This is a genomic window from Streptacidiphilus sp. MAP12-33, from assembly GCF_041261265.1.
GTDB lineage: Bacteria > Actinomycetota > Actinomycetes > Streptomycetales > Streptomycetaceae > Streptacidiphilus.
In genome coordinates this window covers 17,791-31,096 of the sequence record NZ_JBGCCA010000054.1, presented here as the reverse complement: position 1 = coordinate 31,096, position 13,306 = coordinate 17,791, and the positions used below count along the sequence as shown (strand labels likewise).

At 74.8% G+C, this 13,306-nt stretch carries 18 protein-coding genes; 10 read left to right on the top strand and 8 right to left on the bottom strand.

All coding sequences use genetic code 11. The features are described 5' to 3' along the window. Positions 1-73 precede the first annotated feature (73 nt). On the bottom strand, positions 74-550 hold the full coding sequence (locus ABH931_RS37220) for a DUF5709 domain-containing protein (protein ID WP_370123857.1): 477 nt from the start codon (positions 548-550) through the stop codon (positions 74-76). Positions 551-769: 219 nt separating this feature from the next. On the opposite strand from ABH931_RS37220, the gene ABH931_RS37215 reads away from it, so the two are divergent. Continuing rightward, positions 770-1,888 carry a site-2 protease family protein gene (locus tag ABH931_RS37215; RefSeq protein ID WP_370123854.1) on the top strand — a complete coding sequence of 373 codons (1,119 nt, stop codon included), beginning with the start codon at positions 770-772 and terminating at the stop codon, positions 1,886-1,888. Positions 1,889-1,909: 21 nt separating this feature from the next. On the opposite strand, the gene ABH931_RS37210 is transcribed toward ABH931_RS37215, so the two are convergent. After that, positions 1,910-3,289, bottom strand: a complete 1,380-nt coding sequence (locus ABH931_RS37210) for an alpha/beta fold hydrolase (RefSeq protein ID WP_370123851.1) — start codon at positions 3,287-3,289, stop codon at positions 1,910-1,912. A 111-nt stretch (positions 3,290-3,400) separates the two neighbouring features. On the opposite strand from ABH931_RS37210, the gene ABH931_RS37205 reads away from it, so the two are divergent. After that, positions 3,401-4,393: an ArsR/SmtB family transcription factor gene (locus ABH931_RS37205; protein ID WP_370123848.1), complete on the top strand. Its 993-nt coding sequence runs from the start codon at positions 3,401-3,403 to the stop codon at positions 4,391-4,393. 88 nt (positions 4,394-4,481) lie between these two features. Here the strand turns inward: ABH931_RS37205 and ABH931_RS37200 are convergent, their stop codons facing one another. After that, positions 4,482-5,294, bottom strand: coding sequence for a glycerophosphodiester phosphodiesterase (locus ABH931_RS37200; protein WP_370123846.1), 813 nt, complete (start codon positions 5,292-5,294; stop codon positions 4,482-4,484). A 130-nt stretch (positions 5,295-5,424) separates the two neighbouring features. Between ABH931_RS37200 and ABH931_RS37195 the strand changes: the two genes are divergently transcribed. Then, on the top strand, positions 5,425-5,649 hold the full coding sequence (locus tag ABH931_RS37195; protein ID WP_370123843.1) for a hypothetical protein: 225 nt from the start codon (positions 5,425-5,427) through the stop codon (positions 5,647-5,649). Between the two features lie 10 nt (positions 5,650-5,659). Here ABH931_RS37195 and ABH931_RS37190 read toward each other — a convergent pair whose 3' ends face one another. Beyond that, entirely contained in the window at positions 5,660-5,950 is a 291-nt protein-coding gene (locus tag ABH931_RS37190) for a DUF5808 domain-containing protein (protein ID WP_370123840.1), read from the bottom strand. Between the two features lie 114 nt (positions 5,951-6,064). Between ABH931_RS37190 and ABH931_RS37185 the strand changes: the two genes are divergently transcribed. Next, entirely contained in the window at positions 6,065-6,352 is a 288-nt protein-coding gene (locus ABH931_RS37185) for a dsRBD fold-containing protein (RefSeq protein WP_370123838.1), read from the top strand. A gap of 24 nt (positions 6,353-6,376) precedes the next feature. Here the strand turns inward: ABH931_RS37185 and ABH931_RS37180 are convergent, their stop codons facing one another. Together ABH931_RS37180 and ABH931_RS37175 are read right to left on the bottom strand one after the other, a co-directional pair. Next, positions 6,377-7,078, bottom strand: a complete 702-nt coding sequence (locus tag ABH931_RS37180) for a hypothetical protein (RefSeq protein ID WP_370123835.1) — start codon at positions 7,076-7,078, stop codon at positions 6,377-6,379. 32 nt (positions 7,079-7,110) lie between these two features. Further along, positions 7,111-7,392, bottom strand: coding sequence for a dsRBD fold-containing protein (locus ABH931_RS37175; RefSeq protein WP_370123832.1), 282 nt, complete (start codon positions 7,390-7,392; stop codon positions 7,111-7,113). A gap of 243 nt (positions 7,393-7,635) precedes the next feature. On the opposite strand from ABH931_RS37175, the gene ABH931_RS37170 reads away from it, so the two are divergent. The 6 genes from ABH931_RS37170 to ABH931_RS37145 all read left to right on the top strand — a co-directional run bounded on the left by ABH931_RS37170 (position 7,636) and on the right by ABH931_RS37145 (position 11,488). Then, positions 7,636-7,914: a metal-sensitive transcriptional regulator gene (locus tag ABH931_RS37170; RefSeq protein ID WP_370123829.1), complete on the top strand. Its 279-nt coding sequence runs from the start codon at positions 7,636-7,638 to the stop codon at positions 7,912-7,914. A 98-nt stretch (positions 7,915-8,012) separates the two neighbouring features. Next, positions 8,013-8,384 (top strand): hypothetical protein, encoded by a 372-nt coding sequence (locus ABH931_RS37165; RefSeq protein WP_370123826.1) that lies wholly within the window; start codon positions 8,013-8,015, stop codon positions 8,382-8,384. After that, a complete protein-coding gene (locus ABH931_RS37160; RefSeq protein WP_370123823.1) occupies positions 8,381-8,764 on the top strand; it encodes an ArsR/SmtB family transcription factor in 384 nt (127 codons plus the stop codon). The genes ABH931_RS37165 and ABH931_RS37160 overlap by 4 nt, the downstream gene beginning before the upstream one ends. A 48-nt stretch (positions 8,765-8,812) precedes the next feature. After that, positions 8,813-9,868 (top strand): TIGR03617 family F420-dependent LLM class oxidoreductase, encoded by a 1,056-nt coding sequence (locus ABH931_RS37155; protein WP_370123820.1) that lies wholly within the window; start codon positions 8,813-8,815, stop codon positions 9,866-9,868. Between the two features lie 61 nt (positions 9,869-9,929). After that, on the top strand, positions 9,930-10,442 hold the full coding sequence (gene msrA / locus ABH931_RS37150) for a peptide-methionine (S)-S-oxide reductase MsrA (protein WP_370123817.1): 513 nt from the start codon (positions 9,930-9,932) through the stop codon (positions 10,440-10,442). Positions 10,443-10,669: 227 nt separating this feature from the next. After that, entirely contained in the window at positions 10,670-11,488 is an 819-nt protein-coding gene (locus ABH931_RS37145) for a hypothetical protein (protein ID WP_370123814.1), read from the top strand. An 11-nt stretch (positions 11,489-11,499) separates the two neighbouring features. On the opposite strand, the gene ABH931_RS37140 is transcribed toward ABH931_RS37145, so the two are convergent. Both ABH931_RS37140 and ABH931_RS37135 read right to left on the bottom strand, forming a co-directional pair. Beyond that, positions 11,500-12,060 carry a universal stress protein gene (locus ABH931_RS37140; protein ID WP_370123812.1) on the bottom strand — a complete coding sequence of 187 codons (561 nt, stop codon included), beginning with the start codon at positions 12,058-12,060 and terminating at the stop codon, positions 11,500-11,502. Between the two features lie 123 nt (positions 12,061-12,183). Then, complete coding sequence (locus ABH931_RS37135) at positions 12,184-13,278, bottom strand: phosphatidylinositol-specific phospholipase C domain-containing protein (RefSeq protein ID WP_370123809.1); 1,095 nt, start codon at positions 13,276-13,278, stop codon at positions 12,184-12,186. Positions 13,279-13,306 lie beyond the last annotated feature (28 nt).

The window sequence follows — 13,306 nt, the reverse complement described above, 5'->3', positions numbered from 1 at the left end:
CGGAACGCGGGAGGTCACAGAAATCAGCCGGTCGGCGGCAAATTTCCGCCAAGGGGTGGTTCGGGGCCCCGGATCACCAGCCGCCGAGGACCGCCTCGGGGTCGTCGGTGGTGTGCATGGCGGCCTCCTCGGCGGTCGCGGCGCCACCCGAGATGCCCACATCGGCGGCGATGAGGTGGCTGCGCGAGCCGTCGCTCTCCACCAGCCGCCCCGAGCGGGTCTCGCCCGCCTCCGGATCAAGCGGTTCGCCGTCCGTCCCGACGCAGTCGCCGATGCCGTCGCCGTCCGGCTCGCACACGTCCGGCGTCTCGGCCGCGAGCCGCTGGTCGAGCGTCTCGCGGTCGTGCTGCTCGGCGGCGGTGTTGCCGTACTTACCGACGGCCAGCGGCCGTTCGGGCGGCGCGTAGCCCTCGTCGAGCGCGTCGTCCAGACCGCGGTAGTCGAGGGTGTCCTCCGGCTCCAGCTGAGCGACGTCGTCCTGGACGTCACCGTCGTTGCTGGGCTGGTAGACGTCGTCCCCCATCAACTCGTCGTTCGACACGGTAGGCATCCCTTCCGGTCCGGCCATCCGGCGCGGACCTGACGGCGGGGCCGCGGAACGGAGCCGGCGGCGCTGACGGAGGCTGCTTCGATACTGCCACCAGCGGCGCTCCCACGCTCTGCGGGAGGGCGGGGCCCTGCCCGCCGCCCGATGTTCCCCGCCTCCCGGGGCACTGCGAGCTCCGATCCGGGGAAGACTCCAGGTACGGAGCCAAGGAGGCGGGGCGCGATGAGGGGTTCGGCGCCGTTCGGGCGCCTGTTCGGGATACCGGTGCGCGTGCACTGGAGCGCGCCGGTGCTGGTCGCCGTGCTCGCCTTCGGCTTCGGCGGGCAGACGCTGCACGCCTGGCTGCCGGGGCGCGCGGGCGCCTTCTACGTCGGCACCGGCCTGCTCGGCGCCCTGCTGCTGGTGGCGAGCCTGATGGCGCACGAGCTCGCCCACGCGCTCGCCGCGCGACGCGCGGGCACGGACGTGGACTCGATGACGCTGTGGGCCCTCGGCGGCGTCACCAGGATCGGGCGGCTGACGGCCCCCGCACGGGCGCTGTGGGTCGCCCTCGTGGGGCCGCTGACCAGCCTGTTGCTCGCGGGCGCGGGCCTCGGCCTCGGCTGGGTGGCGCTGCGGACGCTGGACTGGGAGGTGCCGGCGGCGCTGCTGCTCTGGTGCGGGGCGGTCAACCTGCTGCTCGCCGTGTTCAACCTGCTGCCCGCCGCGCCGCTGGACGGGGGACGCGTGCTGCAGGCGGCCCTGTGGTGGCGGGCGGGGGACCGGGAGCGGGCGGAGCGGCAGGCCGGACGGTGCGGGCAGGTGCTGGCGGTGCTGCTGCTCGCCGGAGGCTGGATCGCGCTGCTGCGGGGCGCGGGTGTCGGGCTGTGGATGCTCGTCATGGGGGGCTTCCTGGCGCTGGCCGCCGCGGCGGAGATCCAGCACGCCACGATCGGGCTGGCCGTGCGCGGGCGACGCGTCGGCGAGGTGATGACCGCGCCGCCGCCGACCTGCCCGGACTGGACGACGGTAGCGCGCTGCCTGGCGGAGAGCGGCCCGTGGCGGGTGGCGGGCGCGGTGCCGGTGGTCGACTTCGACGGGCGCCCCAGCGGCGTCGTCCGGCTCCGCGCGCTGTTGGCCGTCCCGGACCGGCTGCGGGAGCAGCTGCGGGTGCGGGACGTGGCCGTGCCGCTCTCCGCGTGCGCGACGGCCGCGCCGGACGAGGACCTGTCCGGCGCGACCCTGGACGCGGCCCTCTCCCACCCCCCGCTGCTGGTCCTCGCGGACGGCCGCCTGATCGGCGTCCTCACCACCGCCGACCTCGCCCTCCTCCTCCGCACCCGCCGGCCGGACCGGCCGTAATCCGGCCCGCGCCTCGCGGGGTCAGCCGGCCAGCAGGAAGGCGTAGACCGCGTCGCGGCCCGCGTCGCTCGTCGCGTGGGTCTGGACGGAGTGGGAGGCGCCGGGGACGACGACGACCTTGGCGTCGGCCACGAGCGAGGCCTCGTACCGGAGCCAGGAGAGCGGTGTGGAGAGGTCGCGGTCGCCGCCGAGCAGCAGAACGCGGATGCTTCCGGGGATGCGCCGGTGCGCGGAGGGGGCGGGCGGGACCTGCTCGCGGGGCCAGGCGAGGCAGGTGAGGAGCGAGCCGAGGCCCGTCGCGGTCGCGGCGTCGAAGGGGCCGAGCTGGGACCGGGTGAGCCGGGCGCGGGTCGCGGCCAGGGCGGCGGGACGGGAGGCCACCGGGCTGTCGTCCGTGCCCCACGGGTAGACGCCGTCGGCGCAGAGCGTCGAGGCGTGCAGACCCTGGCTGAGCTCGTCCGCGGTCGCGGCCGAGCCCTGTGCGACGCCCGCGACGATCCCCTGGAGGTAGCCGGGGGAGCCGTTCGCCGCCTGGTGCAGGGCCGTCAGCATCGCCGCGTAGTTCGGGTCGACGAACTCGTAGCTGGTGAGGGTGTCCAGCAGCTGCACGCCGTCGTGGTAGCGGCGTACGACGGCCGCGACGTCCGCCGCCGGGTCGAACCCGCACTTCACCGCCGCGCAGGAGGCCCGCAGCACGCGCGGCACCGCCTGCATCGCGGCCAGGTCCAGCGGGTCGTAGCCGGTCTGCGGGACGACGGAGTCCAGCACCAGCCGCGAGACGTGCGACGGGTGGGCCAGGGCGTAGCGCTCCGCGGTGAACGTCCCGTAGGAGACGCCGTCCAGCGAGAAGCGGTCGACGTGGAGGGCCTGGCGCAGGTCGTCGAGGTCGGCGACGGTGTCCGCGGTCGAGTAGAAGCGGCGGTCCGGGCCGAGGGCCGCCGCGCAGCCGGTCACCGCACCGACCGTGGGCGCAGTCAGGTCCGAGGAGCCCATCTGCTGCTGGAGTGCGGGGCACTGCAACGCGTTCGCGCCGGTGCCGCGCTGGTCGACGAAGACGATCCGGTACTGCGCCAGCAGCGGCTTCACCTTGGGCAGCACCCGGGGCGCCAGCGGCTCGTCGGGCTGCCCAGGGCCTCCGGAGAGGAAGACCAGCACGCCCTTGGCGGCGTGCGCGTTGCCCGTCTCGGCGACCCGCAGTCTCAGCGTGCCGCGCACGTGACCGGAGTGGTCCAGCGGCACGGTGAGCGTGGAGCAGGTCAGCTCCGCGTCGTCGGGGCAGGTCGCGGCGCCGGTCAGGACCGGGCGGGGCGGACGGGTCGTGGCGGTGGACGAGGCCGTGCAGGCCACGGTCGCGGTCAGGGCGGCGGCCACGGCCAGCGCGGTCGCGGGGAGGAGTCTCATGCCCCCAGCCTGGGCCGGGCACTGACGCCGGGCCACCGACTGTGCCACGATTCGACCAGATTCGAAGATCTCCACGGTCGGTTCGGCACGGTAGGCGGGGGCACACCGGCGATGATTCAAGTCATTCTGGACGCCGAGGCGTTGGCGAAGACACGGTTCGTCGTCTCGCCGTTGAACGAGGTCGGCGCGACGCTGCTCGCCTGGAAGCACCAGCCGCGTCCGCAGGCGCGTCCGCTGCTCACCCGGGCCCGGGCCGCGCTGCGCGGTCCCGAGGTGCCGCTGCTGTCCGCGCTGGCCGGTGCGGGCAGCGGGTACGTCCCCGACTTCCTCTTCCCGCATCCCGAGGGACCTGCGCCGAGCGTCGCCGAGCAGCTGGAGCAGGTGGCCGGGACACCGGGGGAGCGGGTCGAGGCGGAGCTGGAGGCGCTGACGCGCGGCCGCCCGCTCGCCGGTCTCGCCCCGAGCGACAGCCCGGACGTCGTCGCGGCCCTGCTCGCCGCCGGCGGCCGCCAGCTCGCCGAGCAGGCAGCGGTGGAACTGCGGCACTTCTGGCGGCTGGTCGTGGCCCCCGAGTGGGACGCGGCGCGCGCCGTGCTGGAGGCGGACGTCGCCCACCGCGCGCGGACGCTGGCGCTGCACGGCGCGGGCGAGCTGATCCCCTCCCTCCACCCCGACCTCGGCTGGGACGGCCGGGCGCTGCGGATCGAGAGCCGGTACTACGTGACCCTGCCCGCGCCCCTGGTCGTCTTCGTCCCGTCGCTCGTCGCGACGGGCGTCGGCACGGCGATCGACCCCGTCTACCGGCTGGAGCCGCGGCCGCCGGTCATCACCTACCCGGCGGTCCCGTCCGCGCCGACGGCGGCGCCCGCGTCGGCGGACCTGCGCCGTCTGCTCGGCGTCACCCGCGCCGATCTCCTGGCGACGCTCACCGCCCCCGCGACGACCGGCACGCTCGCCCAACGCCACTACCTGACGCCGCCGACGGTCTCCTACCACCTCGGCATCCTGCTGCGCGCCGGACTGGTCACCCGCGAACGCGCCGGCCGCGAGGTCCGCTACGCGCGCACGGAGCGCGGCACCCGCCTGGCCGTGACGGGAAGTTGACCGCGGGCGATCAGTCGCACCCCTGGGGGCGCGGGAACCGCGCCAGTACCACCGGCGTGCGGATGGCCCTGCTCGTTCGGCGCGCTCCTTACGTGGGTGGCTTGTCGCGCCCCGCGGCGGAGCCGCTGATCGGCTGAGCCTCGCGCCCCCAGGGGGTGCAGCCCAGGGTTGTCAGCAGCGTGGCCGGGTCGTTGGTGATGACGACGTCCGCGCCCAGGCGCGCCACGCGCACCATGCGGGAGGGGCGGTCGACCGTCCAGACGCTGAGGGCGAGCCCGCGGCGGCGGGCGAAGGCCGCGAGCACGCGGGTGACGCGGTGGTGTTCGACGTTCAGGTACTGCGGCCGGATGCGGGCCAGCACGGAGCGCCGGGGCGGCAGGAAGGACTCCCAGCTCAGCGCGATCCGCGCGGCCTCACTGGACGCGCGGACGCGCGCCAGCGCGGTGCGGTCGCCCGCGAAGACACAGGAGTCGAGCAGTCCGAGCTCGCGGACCAGGGCCAGCGACGCGTCGCCCTCCGCCGGGCCCGGGACGTCGACCATGACCATGACGCCCCCCGCCGCGCACAGCGCGAGACCCTCGCGCAGCGTCGGGACACCCGCCCCGCCGGGGCCGGGCAGGGCGGCGAGCTCGGCGGCGTCGAGGTCGGTGACGGCGCGGGGGAGGCCCCAGAGGCGGGTGAGTGTCGCGTCGTGGAGCAGGACGGGCGTGCCGCAGCGGGCGAGGCGCACGTCGACCTCGACCCAGTCCGCGCCCAGAGCCAGCGCGGCGCGCAGCGACGCGAGGGTGTTCTCGCGGGCGAGCAGCGGCGCGCCCCGGTGCGCGACCACGGCGACCCGGCGGGTCCGGGCGGGCGCGGGTGCCGGCCCGCCGAGCAGCCCGGTGTCGTCCTCTGCCGCCACTGCTCCGCCTCCACCGCCGCTCTCTGTCCGCTGTGCGGACAGGCTACCCACCGCTTGACACGAAACGGTGAATGATCTGTCATGCTGCCTCGACCGGGGGCATCGCCGTGATCAGCGAAGGAGACCTTGCATGGAGCCGGATCGGCCCGAGGACCTCTCGGCGCCCGTGTCGCCCGCCCCGTCGGAGCCCGCGGCGCCGGCCGCGCCCGGTGCGCCGATGACGATGCTGGACGCGGTCGGCCGCCTCAGTCCGGAGCAGGCGGGGCTCCTCGGGGTGCTGATCGGCCTGCGCCGCCTCGACGACGGTCCGCCGCCGGAGGCGAAGCCGGAGACGGCGCCGGAGCCGCAGGCGTAACGCGCCCTCGCTAGTCCAGCGGCGGCAGCAGGGGTCGGGCGAGGCGGGCGAGGTTGACGCCGTAGCCGACGCCGAAGGCGTGCGGGGTGAACAGGGCGTCGTTGTCGGGATCCCAGAACTCCGCGAGCACGCGCGCGGGCGTGGGCGGGCGGAAGTCGTAGGGCAGGCCCAGGATGCGTCCCTGCCACGTCCGCTCCTGTGCGGGCCGCCGCAGCTCCTTCACCACGGCGGCGGTCACGACACCGGCGGCGGCGAGCAGGACGAGCCGGTTCATGGTCCGATTGCCTTGACGGTCGGTCATACGTCGACGCTAGGTCTCCGGCGCACGAAGGACAACTTCCCCGGCGGGGGAGCTTCCCTCCGGGCGCGCGGCGTGGCGCACTGGAAGCAGGGGCCGTGCTGATAGGAGAAGACCATGGACGAAACCCCCGGCGGCCTGCACACCAAGACCTGGACGGTTCGCGTGGACCTGTTCGAGGACGGCGACGTCACCAGCGCGCACGCGGTGATGGACTGCGGGGGCAACCACCTGCAGGCGCACTCCGCCTCGCTGCGTGATCCGGTGGACCGGCCGGTGCCGGAGATCGGTGACGAGTTCGCCGCCGGCCGCGCACTGATCGACCTCGGCTACCAGCTGCTGCGCGCCGGGCACGCGGACACGAAGGCGAACACTCTCCTGCCGGGGGCGGACCGGGCCGACTGACCGGACCGGCCCCACCGATGTTGATCAGCCCAGCTCCTCGGCTCCTCGCTTGACCCCGAGCAGCATCTTCCGTTCCATCACCAGGCCGACCGGTTCCAGCAGGTAGAGCGAGAGCAGCCGGGACGCCGGGGAGGAGCCCGGCTCCTCGATCCGGTTGCGGCTGACCAGACGCGTGCTGTGGCCGCGCGGGTACAGGGCGAAGGACCAGACCCACTGGCCGTCCTGCGAGCGCAGCACCAGGCACTGGTCGGGTTCGACCTCGGTGACCTCCAGGGCCGGGCCGCGTCGCCCGAGCGGGAGCAGGTCGCCGGGCTTGGGCTCCCGGTACGGGGGCGTGGCCCCGGTGCCGGCCGCGTGCCGCGCGCGCTCCCCGTGCCACGGCCCACCGCCTGCCGTCGCGTGGCCTCGGGCACCGGGCCGGGGCAGGGTGCGGTGGCGGTCGAGGCCGACCAGGCCCTCGATCCAGTCGTAGGTGTAGGCGCCGCCCCGCCCCGGGCCGAGGTGGACGAGCCAGGGCCAGACCGTGGACGGCCAGGCCCGGACCGTCACGGCGCGGGTGGAGACCAGCGGCGCGGCCGGCAGCAGGTCGTCACCGGGCATGGCCCGGCCGACCTCGACCGCGCTCGCGCCCCAGGTGAGGCAGGCGTGTCGCCACAGCCACGGGTAGCCCGCCGCGGCGGCCGCTGCCGCCGTCGCACCGGCGGCCAGCGCGCTCCTGGCTCGCATCGTTCCCTCCCGTCGATGTCCCCCCGTGCTGCTCAGCCGAAGCGGCCGTCCTCCTCCGCGGCGGCGTCGACCGCGCCCGCGCGCAGGAGTTGGCGGCCGAGTTCGATCAGCGCACGGCCCGCCGCGTACTCGTCGCCGATGTCCGCGATGGCGAGGTCGTGCGGGTTGCGGTGGGAGGAGCCGTTGCCCTCCAGGGTGCGCTCGGGCGTCTCCAGGACGGCGTGCGCGCGGGTGTCGTCGCCCTCCTCGAAGAGGTCGAGGGTCAGGGCCCAGCGCTTGGCGTGGAGTGGGGCGGGGATGGTCGGCGATGTCATGGCGGTGTCCCGATCTCGTGGTCGCCGTCCGCGCGGCGGCCCCCCACATGCGGCACGACGACGCGTCGCCGCTTCGCGCGGACACTCCCACGGTACTCAGCTTCGGGCTGCTCGCACAGGGGTCGCGCAGATACCTCTGGGGGTATGTGGCGATCGCGCCGGCGGCCGGCTACGCTGCCTGTCGGATACCCCCTGGGGTACGCTGGGGAGTGAGTCGCCCGCGAACGAAGGATGGTCGCACGCATGAAGGTGGACGAAGAGGCCCAGGGTGCGGTGCTGAACCGGCTGCGCCGGGCGCAGGGTCAGCTCGCGGGTGTCATCGCGATGATCGAGGCCGGCCGGGACTGCAAGGACGTCGTCACCCAGCTCGCCGCCGTGTCGCGGGCGCTCGACCGGGCGGGGTTCAAGATCGTTGCCAGTGGCATGCGCCAGTGCATGGCCGCGGCCGAGGCGGAGGGCGCGGCCGACGCGGCGCCCATGACCGAGGCCGAGCTGGAGAAGCTCTTCCTCACGCTCGCCTGAGGGGTCGCGGGCCCGCACGATACCGTGCGGGCCCGCACTGTTTGCGCATTTCCGCAATTCACGATGTGCGATCGTATGGACACGCTTAGTTTCCTGGCATGGCGAACACGGACATCGCACTCAAGGAAGCCATGACCATCGACGGCGCGCTCGGCGCCGCGCTGGTCGATCTGGAAAGCGGCATGAGCCTCGGCGTGATCGGCGGCTCGCCCGAGCTCGACCCGGCGGTCGCGGCCGCCGGGCACACCGACCTGGTACGCGCCAAGCAGCGCACCATGCAGATGCTGGGCGTGGGCGGGGCGATCGAGGACATCCTGATCACCCTCACCCGGCAGTACCACCTGATCCGGCCGCTGACGGCCCAGACCGGTGCGGGCCTGTTCCTGGTGCTCGTCCTCGACCGCGGCCGGGCCAACCTGGCCATGGCCCGGCGCAGGCTCCAGCTGATCGAGGGCGAGCTGGACCTGTGAGCCACGCGCCGGCGGGCCCGCCGCCGCTCTACCAGCGCAAGGCCGAGTTCTTCCGGCTGCTCGGCCACCCCGTCCGGATCCGGACCCTGGAGCTGCTGAGCGTGGGGCCGACGACCGTGCGGGCCCTGCTGGACGACATCGGCGTCGAACCCGCCTACCTCTCCCAGCAACTGGCCGTGCTGCGACGGGCGGGCGTGGTCACCTCGCGCCGGGAGGGCCCGCTCGTCGTCTACCGGCTGACCGGTCCCGACGTGGCCGACCTGCTGCGCGTCGCCCGCCGGATCCTGGCCGAGCTGCTCACCGAGCAGCAGCGGCTGCTGGACGAGCTGCGCGCGGACGTCGGCACCGACCTCGACGCCGAGGCGGTCGCGTCAAGGTAGTGGCCGGGGCAGTGGGAGGGCGGGCGTCGCGGCTGGCAGGATGAGCGCGTGAACGCCGGAACGCACGCATCCCCGCCTGTCCCGCGCCCCGCCCTGCGGATCGACGACGGAGCCGACGTCTCCGCCTCGCCGTTCCAGGTCGAGGCGGCCGCAGTGGCCGCGGAGGCGGCCGGGTACGACGGCTTCAGCGCGTCGGAGACGAAGCACGACGTCTTCGCCTCGCTGATGCTGGCGGCCCGCGCCACCGAGCGGATCACCCTGCGCACGGCCATCGCCGTGGCCTTCGCCCGCAACCCGATGACGGTGGCCACCCTCGCCAACGACCTGCAGCTGGTCTCCGGGGGGCGGTTCGAGCTGGGCCTCGGCTCGCAGGTGCAGGCGCACATCGAGCGGCGCTTCGCCATGCCGTGGAGCCGGCCCGCCGCGCGGATGGAGGAGTTCCTCCGCGCGGTCCGCGCGATCTGGGCCGCCTGGGCGGGCGAGGACCGCCTGTTCTTCAAGGGCGAGTTCTACCAGCACACGCTGATGACGGAGTTCTTCGCTCCCGGCGCCAACCCGCACGGCACCCCGCCGATCCTGCTGGCCGCCGTCGGCGAGCGGATGACCCAGGTGGCCGGCCGGGTCGCCGACGGCCTGCTCTGCCATGCCTTCACCACCCCCGCCTACCTGCGCGAGCGGACCCTGCCCGCACTGCTGGACGCCCGGGGCGGCTCGCTCGACGGCTTCTCCGTGCTGCTCCCGGCCATGGCCGTCCTCGGCGCGGACGCCGGTGAGCGGGCCGCCGCCGAACAGGCGGTGCGCGGCCAGATCGCCTTCTACGCCTCCACCCCCGCCTACCGTCCCGTCCTCGACCTGCACGGCTGGGGCGAGCTGGGCGAGCGCCTGCACCTGCTGTCGCGGCGCGGGGCGTGGGCCGAGATGGCCGCCGAGATCCCCGACGACGTCCTCGACGCCTTCGCTGTCGCGGGCACGCCCGCCGAGGTGGCCTCGGCGCTGACCGCGCGCTTCGGCGACGCGGTCACCAGTGTCTCGCTGTACACGCCCTACGAGGTCGACCGCGCGCTGACCCTCGCCGTCGCCCGGGAGCTGCGCGGGCAGGAATGACGGCGCCGCGCCGGACGTTGGGCGTGTTGGAAGCAGAAGAAGCGAGAACGAGGAGGGCCCCGTGGCCACGCAGACGCAGAAGGCCGTGCTGGCGGGCGGTTGCTTCTGGGGGATGCAGCAGCTGATCCGGCGCCAGCCGGGCGTGTTGGAGACACGCGTCGGCTACTCCGGCGGTGACGTCCCCAACGCCACCTACCGCAACCACGGGACGCACGCGGAGGCGATCGAGATCGTCTTCGACCCGACGGTGACGGACTACCGCGCGATCCTGGAGTTCTTCTTCCAGATCCACGACCCGAGCACGCGCGACCGCCAGGGCAACGACATCGGCACGAGCTACCGCTCGGCGATCTTCTACCTGGACGACGAGCAGAAGCGCGTCGCCGAGGAGACCATCGCCGACGTGGACGCCTCGGGGTTGTGGCCGGGCAGGGTCGTCACCGAGGTCTCGCCGGCCGGCCCCTTCTGGGAGGCCGAGCCCGAGCACCAGGACTACCTGGAGCGCTACCCCAGCGGCTACACCTGCCACTTCCCCCGTCCGGGCTGGAAGCTCCCGCGCCGCGCGACCTCCTGATCCGGGCGAGCCTGATCCGGGCGAGGCTGAAGCGGGCGAGTGATCGGGCGAGCCTGACGCGGGGCTGACCTTGGTCAGTCCCGCGCTTGGCCGCCCCGGGCGCTTCCGGAGGCCCGTCCGGCCGCTCGCAGGGGCGGAAGGCGTGCGGCGCCGTGTGGTGCTGCGACACGCCTCACATGGCGGAGAAGCGTCGGACACGCACCAGGGCGGCGAGTTACCCTGCCGTTATGTTGGGGGTCTTCGCGGCTGTCGCCGCGTTGGGCGGCGCGTGCGCGCCGTGGATCGCGCTGCCGTTCGTCGTGGCGGCCTGCTGGGCGTGCTACGTCGGTGCCCTCGCCTGGCAGGCGGGCCCGGACCTGCGCGTGCTCGCGCTGCTCGGTGCCTGCGCACTGCTCGGGCGGGTGCTGTCCGAGCCGGTGGAGCGGGCGGCGTGCCGTCGGCGCACCGCCGCGGAGGCCGAGGTCGAGGCGAACCCGCTGTTCCGCCCGGCCGACCGGCGGCGTGCGCGACTGCACCGGAGCCGGTTGCGGCTGCTGGTGACCTCGCTCGTCCTCGGCCTCGCGGTCGCGACGGCCGTCCACGTGCGCGACGACGCCGCCGCGGACGCCGTGCGCCGACAGGGCCACGCGGTCACCGCCACCACCCTCGCTGCCGCGGTGCCCGCGCGTACGGCCGGCACCGCGCCACGCGGCGGACCCGCGGTCGTCGTGCACGTCCCGGCCGTCTGGGAGTACCCCGCGGGCGTCCGCCACACCGGCCGCGTCACCGTCTTCCGCCGTCAGCCTGCGGGCACCCGCCTCACCGTCTGGGTCGACGCCGCGGGCCGCCTCGGCGTGACGCCCAGCTCCGCGCCGGACCGGATCGCCGCGGCCGCGCTGATCGGCGTCTCCGCCTCGGCGCTGGCCGTCCTCTTCTCCGGCCTGGTCTGTCAACTCCTGCTCCGGCGCCTGGATCTGCTCGCCTCCCGCGCGTGGGCCACGGACTGGGCCCGCGTCGAGCCCTACTGGTCCGGCCGCCACCGCAACGAGGACGTCGGCGGCCGCTGACCGTCCCTCACCTACAGCCGCGGTTGCGGCTCGTCCGAGTCGTCCGGGGTGGTGGAGGGCGCGACGCCGGTCTGCTTCGGCGGCGTCGGGACGTGGTGGCGGAGCCTGCGGGGGAGGCGCCGCAGGAGCTCCGGGGGCGGGACGGCGAGGACCTGGCAGGAGGCGTGGGAGACGCAGTAGCGGGCGGTCGCCCCGTGGAGGAGACGGGCCGGCCACTCGCGGGGGCCGGAGCCGAGGACGAGGAGGTCGTCGCCCTGGTCGGCGGCGTCGACCAGGGCCGCGCCCGCCGGACCCCGGATCAGCTCGAGCTCGACGGCCACGTCGTCCGGCACGCCGCCGAACGCCTCGTCGAAGGCGTTGCGCAGCCGCCAGGCGGCCGCCTGCTCCCACTCCTTGAGCAGGGGTGGGCAGGGGGCGTGCCGGTACGCGGCCTCGCCGCCGAGCGGCAGCCAGGCCAGCACGGCGAGCAGCGGCACACCCCCGCGCCGCGCCTCGGCCAGGCCGACGCGCAGCGCCTGCAGACTGCTTGGGGTGCCGCTGACCCCGACGACGACACGCCGCGTGTCCGGCATGCGGGCACCTGCTCCTCGTGTGGACACCTACCTGGACCGGGAGAGCATTCCACCGCATCAGCGGGCTGCCGGGGGAGGGGTTTTGACGATCCGCGAACGCCGGGACCTGTGATCTGCCGCACGTCAGCCCGAGACGCCGTCCCGGCTCAGCACGGCGCCGATCAGCGCGTAGCCGGGGTAGTCCATCAGCACCACGCCCGTGCGGGTCAGCGGGGAGCCCACGGCGCCGAGGTCGTTCAGAGCGAGCTGGTCGACGCCGGTGGTGAACCAGCTCCCGCCGGCCACGGCCGCCGGGCCGGCGCCGAACGGGGAGCAGTTGGCGGAGAGGTACGTGGTGAACAGCGCGCCGCTGGTGTCCGCCGAGGCGGCGGCGATGTTGGCGCGCGCCTCGGACCACTTGGTGCCGGTGTCGCACTGGGTCCAGTCGTTCTCGACGTAGGAGCCCCAGTTTCCGGTGGTGAGCCGGGTCAGCCCGTAGCCCGGGTAGATCTCCCCGACCGGCCCGGAGAACGTCGTCAGCACGATGTGCCCGCGCACCTGCCCGAGCGTCGGCAGCGCCGCGGTCGAGGTGCCGGTGACGGTCGGGGCGTAGAACAGGCCCGGGTAACGGGCCAGGTAGCTCTGGAGGATCCGGACGCGGTCGGCGGTCGTGGTGGAGGCCGGGTCGTCGGCGCAGTGGCCGATCGACGCGGTGCCGCTGCCGCCCTCGGCGGTGTCGGCGTCGCACTCGCCGTGCAGGTTCATCAGGATCGTCTCGCCCGGGTGGGCGACCAGGAAGGCCCGCGCGTGGGTGAGCACGTCGTCGAAGTTGGCGTTCTGGTAGACGTCGGTGTGGTGGATCGCGAAGGCGGTACCGCCGTTCACCACCCGCACCCGGATGTCGATCGCGCGGATGCCCGCGTTCAGCTGCGCGTCGAGGGTGGCGGCGCCGTCGCCGTGGTCCTCCTGGGCCTCGTAGGCCCACGGTGCGAGCCCGCCGTGAATGGCGAGGGTGTCGTGGGTGCCGGGCACGGACAGCGCGCCGAGGCCCAGCCCGTCGGGCAGCGAGGCCATCCAGTCCGGGTGCGAGGCACCGGTGAGGCTGTCGAACGCGGGAGTGGAGCCGCTCGGCTGCGCCGAGGCCGTGCCGGTGCCGGCGGCCAGCGCCGCGGTGGTCACCAGGGCGACCGCGGCCGTGGCCGCGAGCCCCCGTCGAGTCGTGCCGATCCGGTTGCGCATGGCGTGCCGTCCCCTCAGAGCGCCGCGT

What these genes read in the sequence shown, in the direction of transcription:
- ABH931_RS37135 (WP_370123809.1), bottom strand. Translation starts at nt 13,278, where the DNA reads ATGCGCAACCGGATCGGCACGACTCGACGGGGGCTCGCGGCCACGGCC.
- ABH931_RS37170 (WP_370123829.1), top strand. Translation starts at nt 7,636, where the DNA reads ATGAAGGTGGACGAAGAGGCCCAGGGTGCGGTGCTGAACCGGCTGCGC.
- ABH931_RS37210 (WP_370123851.1), bottom strand. Translation starts at nt 3,289, where the DNA reads ATGAGACTCCTCCCCGCGACCGCGCTGGCCGTGGCCGCCGCCCTGACC.
- ABH931_RS37215 (WP_370123854.1), top strand. Translation starts at nt 770, where the DNA reads ATGAGGGGTTCGGCGCCGTTCGGGCGCCTGTTCGGGATACCGGTGCGC.
- ABH931_RS37145 (WP_370123814.1), top strand. Translation starts at nt 10,670, where the DNA reads ATGTTGGGGGTCTTCGCGGCTGTCGCCGCGTTGGGCGGCGCGTGCGCG.
- ABH931_RS37180 (WP_370123835.1), bottom strand. Translation starts at nt 7,078, where the DNA reads ATGCGAGCCAGGAGCGCGCTGGCCGCCGGTGCGACGGCGGCAGCGGCC.
- ABH931_RS37185 (WP_370123838.1), top strand. Translation starts at nt 6,065, where the DNA reads ATGGACGAAACCCCCGGCGGCCTGCACACCAAGACCTGGACGGTTCGC.
- ABH931_RS37220 (WP_370123857.1), bottom strand. Translation starts at nt 550, where the DNA reads ATGCCTACCGTGTCGAACGACGAGTTGATGGGGGACGACGTCTACCAG.
- ABH931_RS37175 (WP_370123832.1), bottom strand. Translation starts at nt 7,392, where the DNA reads ATGACATCGCCGACCATCCCCGCCCCACTCCACGCCAAGCGCTGGGCC.
- ABH931_RS37165 (WP_370123826.1), top strand. Translation starts at nt 8,013, where the DNA reads ATGGCGAACACGGACATCGCACTCAAGGAAGCCATGACCATCGACGGC.
- ABH931_RS37205 (WP_370123848.1), top strand. Translation starts at nt 3,401, where the DNA reads ATGATTCAAGTCATTCTGGACGCCGAGGCGTTGGCGAAGACACGGTTC.
- ABH931_RS37195 (WP_370123843.1), top strand. Translation starts at nt 5,425, where the DNA reads ATGGAGCCGGATCGGCCCGAGGACCTCTCGGCGCCCGTGTCGCCCGCC.
- ABH931_RS37140 (WP_370123812.1), bottom strand. Translation starts at nt 12,060, where the DNA reads ATGCCGGACACGCGGCGTGTCGTCGTCGGGGTCAGCGGCACCCCAAGC.
- ABH931_RS37190 (WP_370123840.1), bottom strand. Translation starts at nt 5,950, where the DNA reads ATGACCGACCGTCAAGGCAATCGGACCATGAACCGGCTCGTCCTGCTC.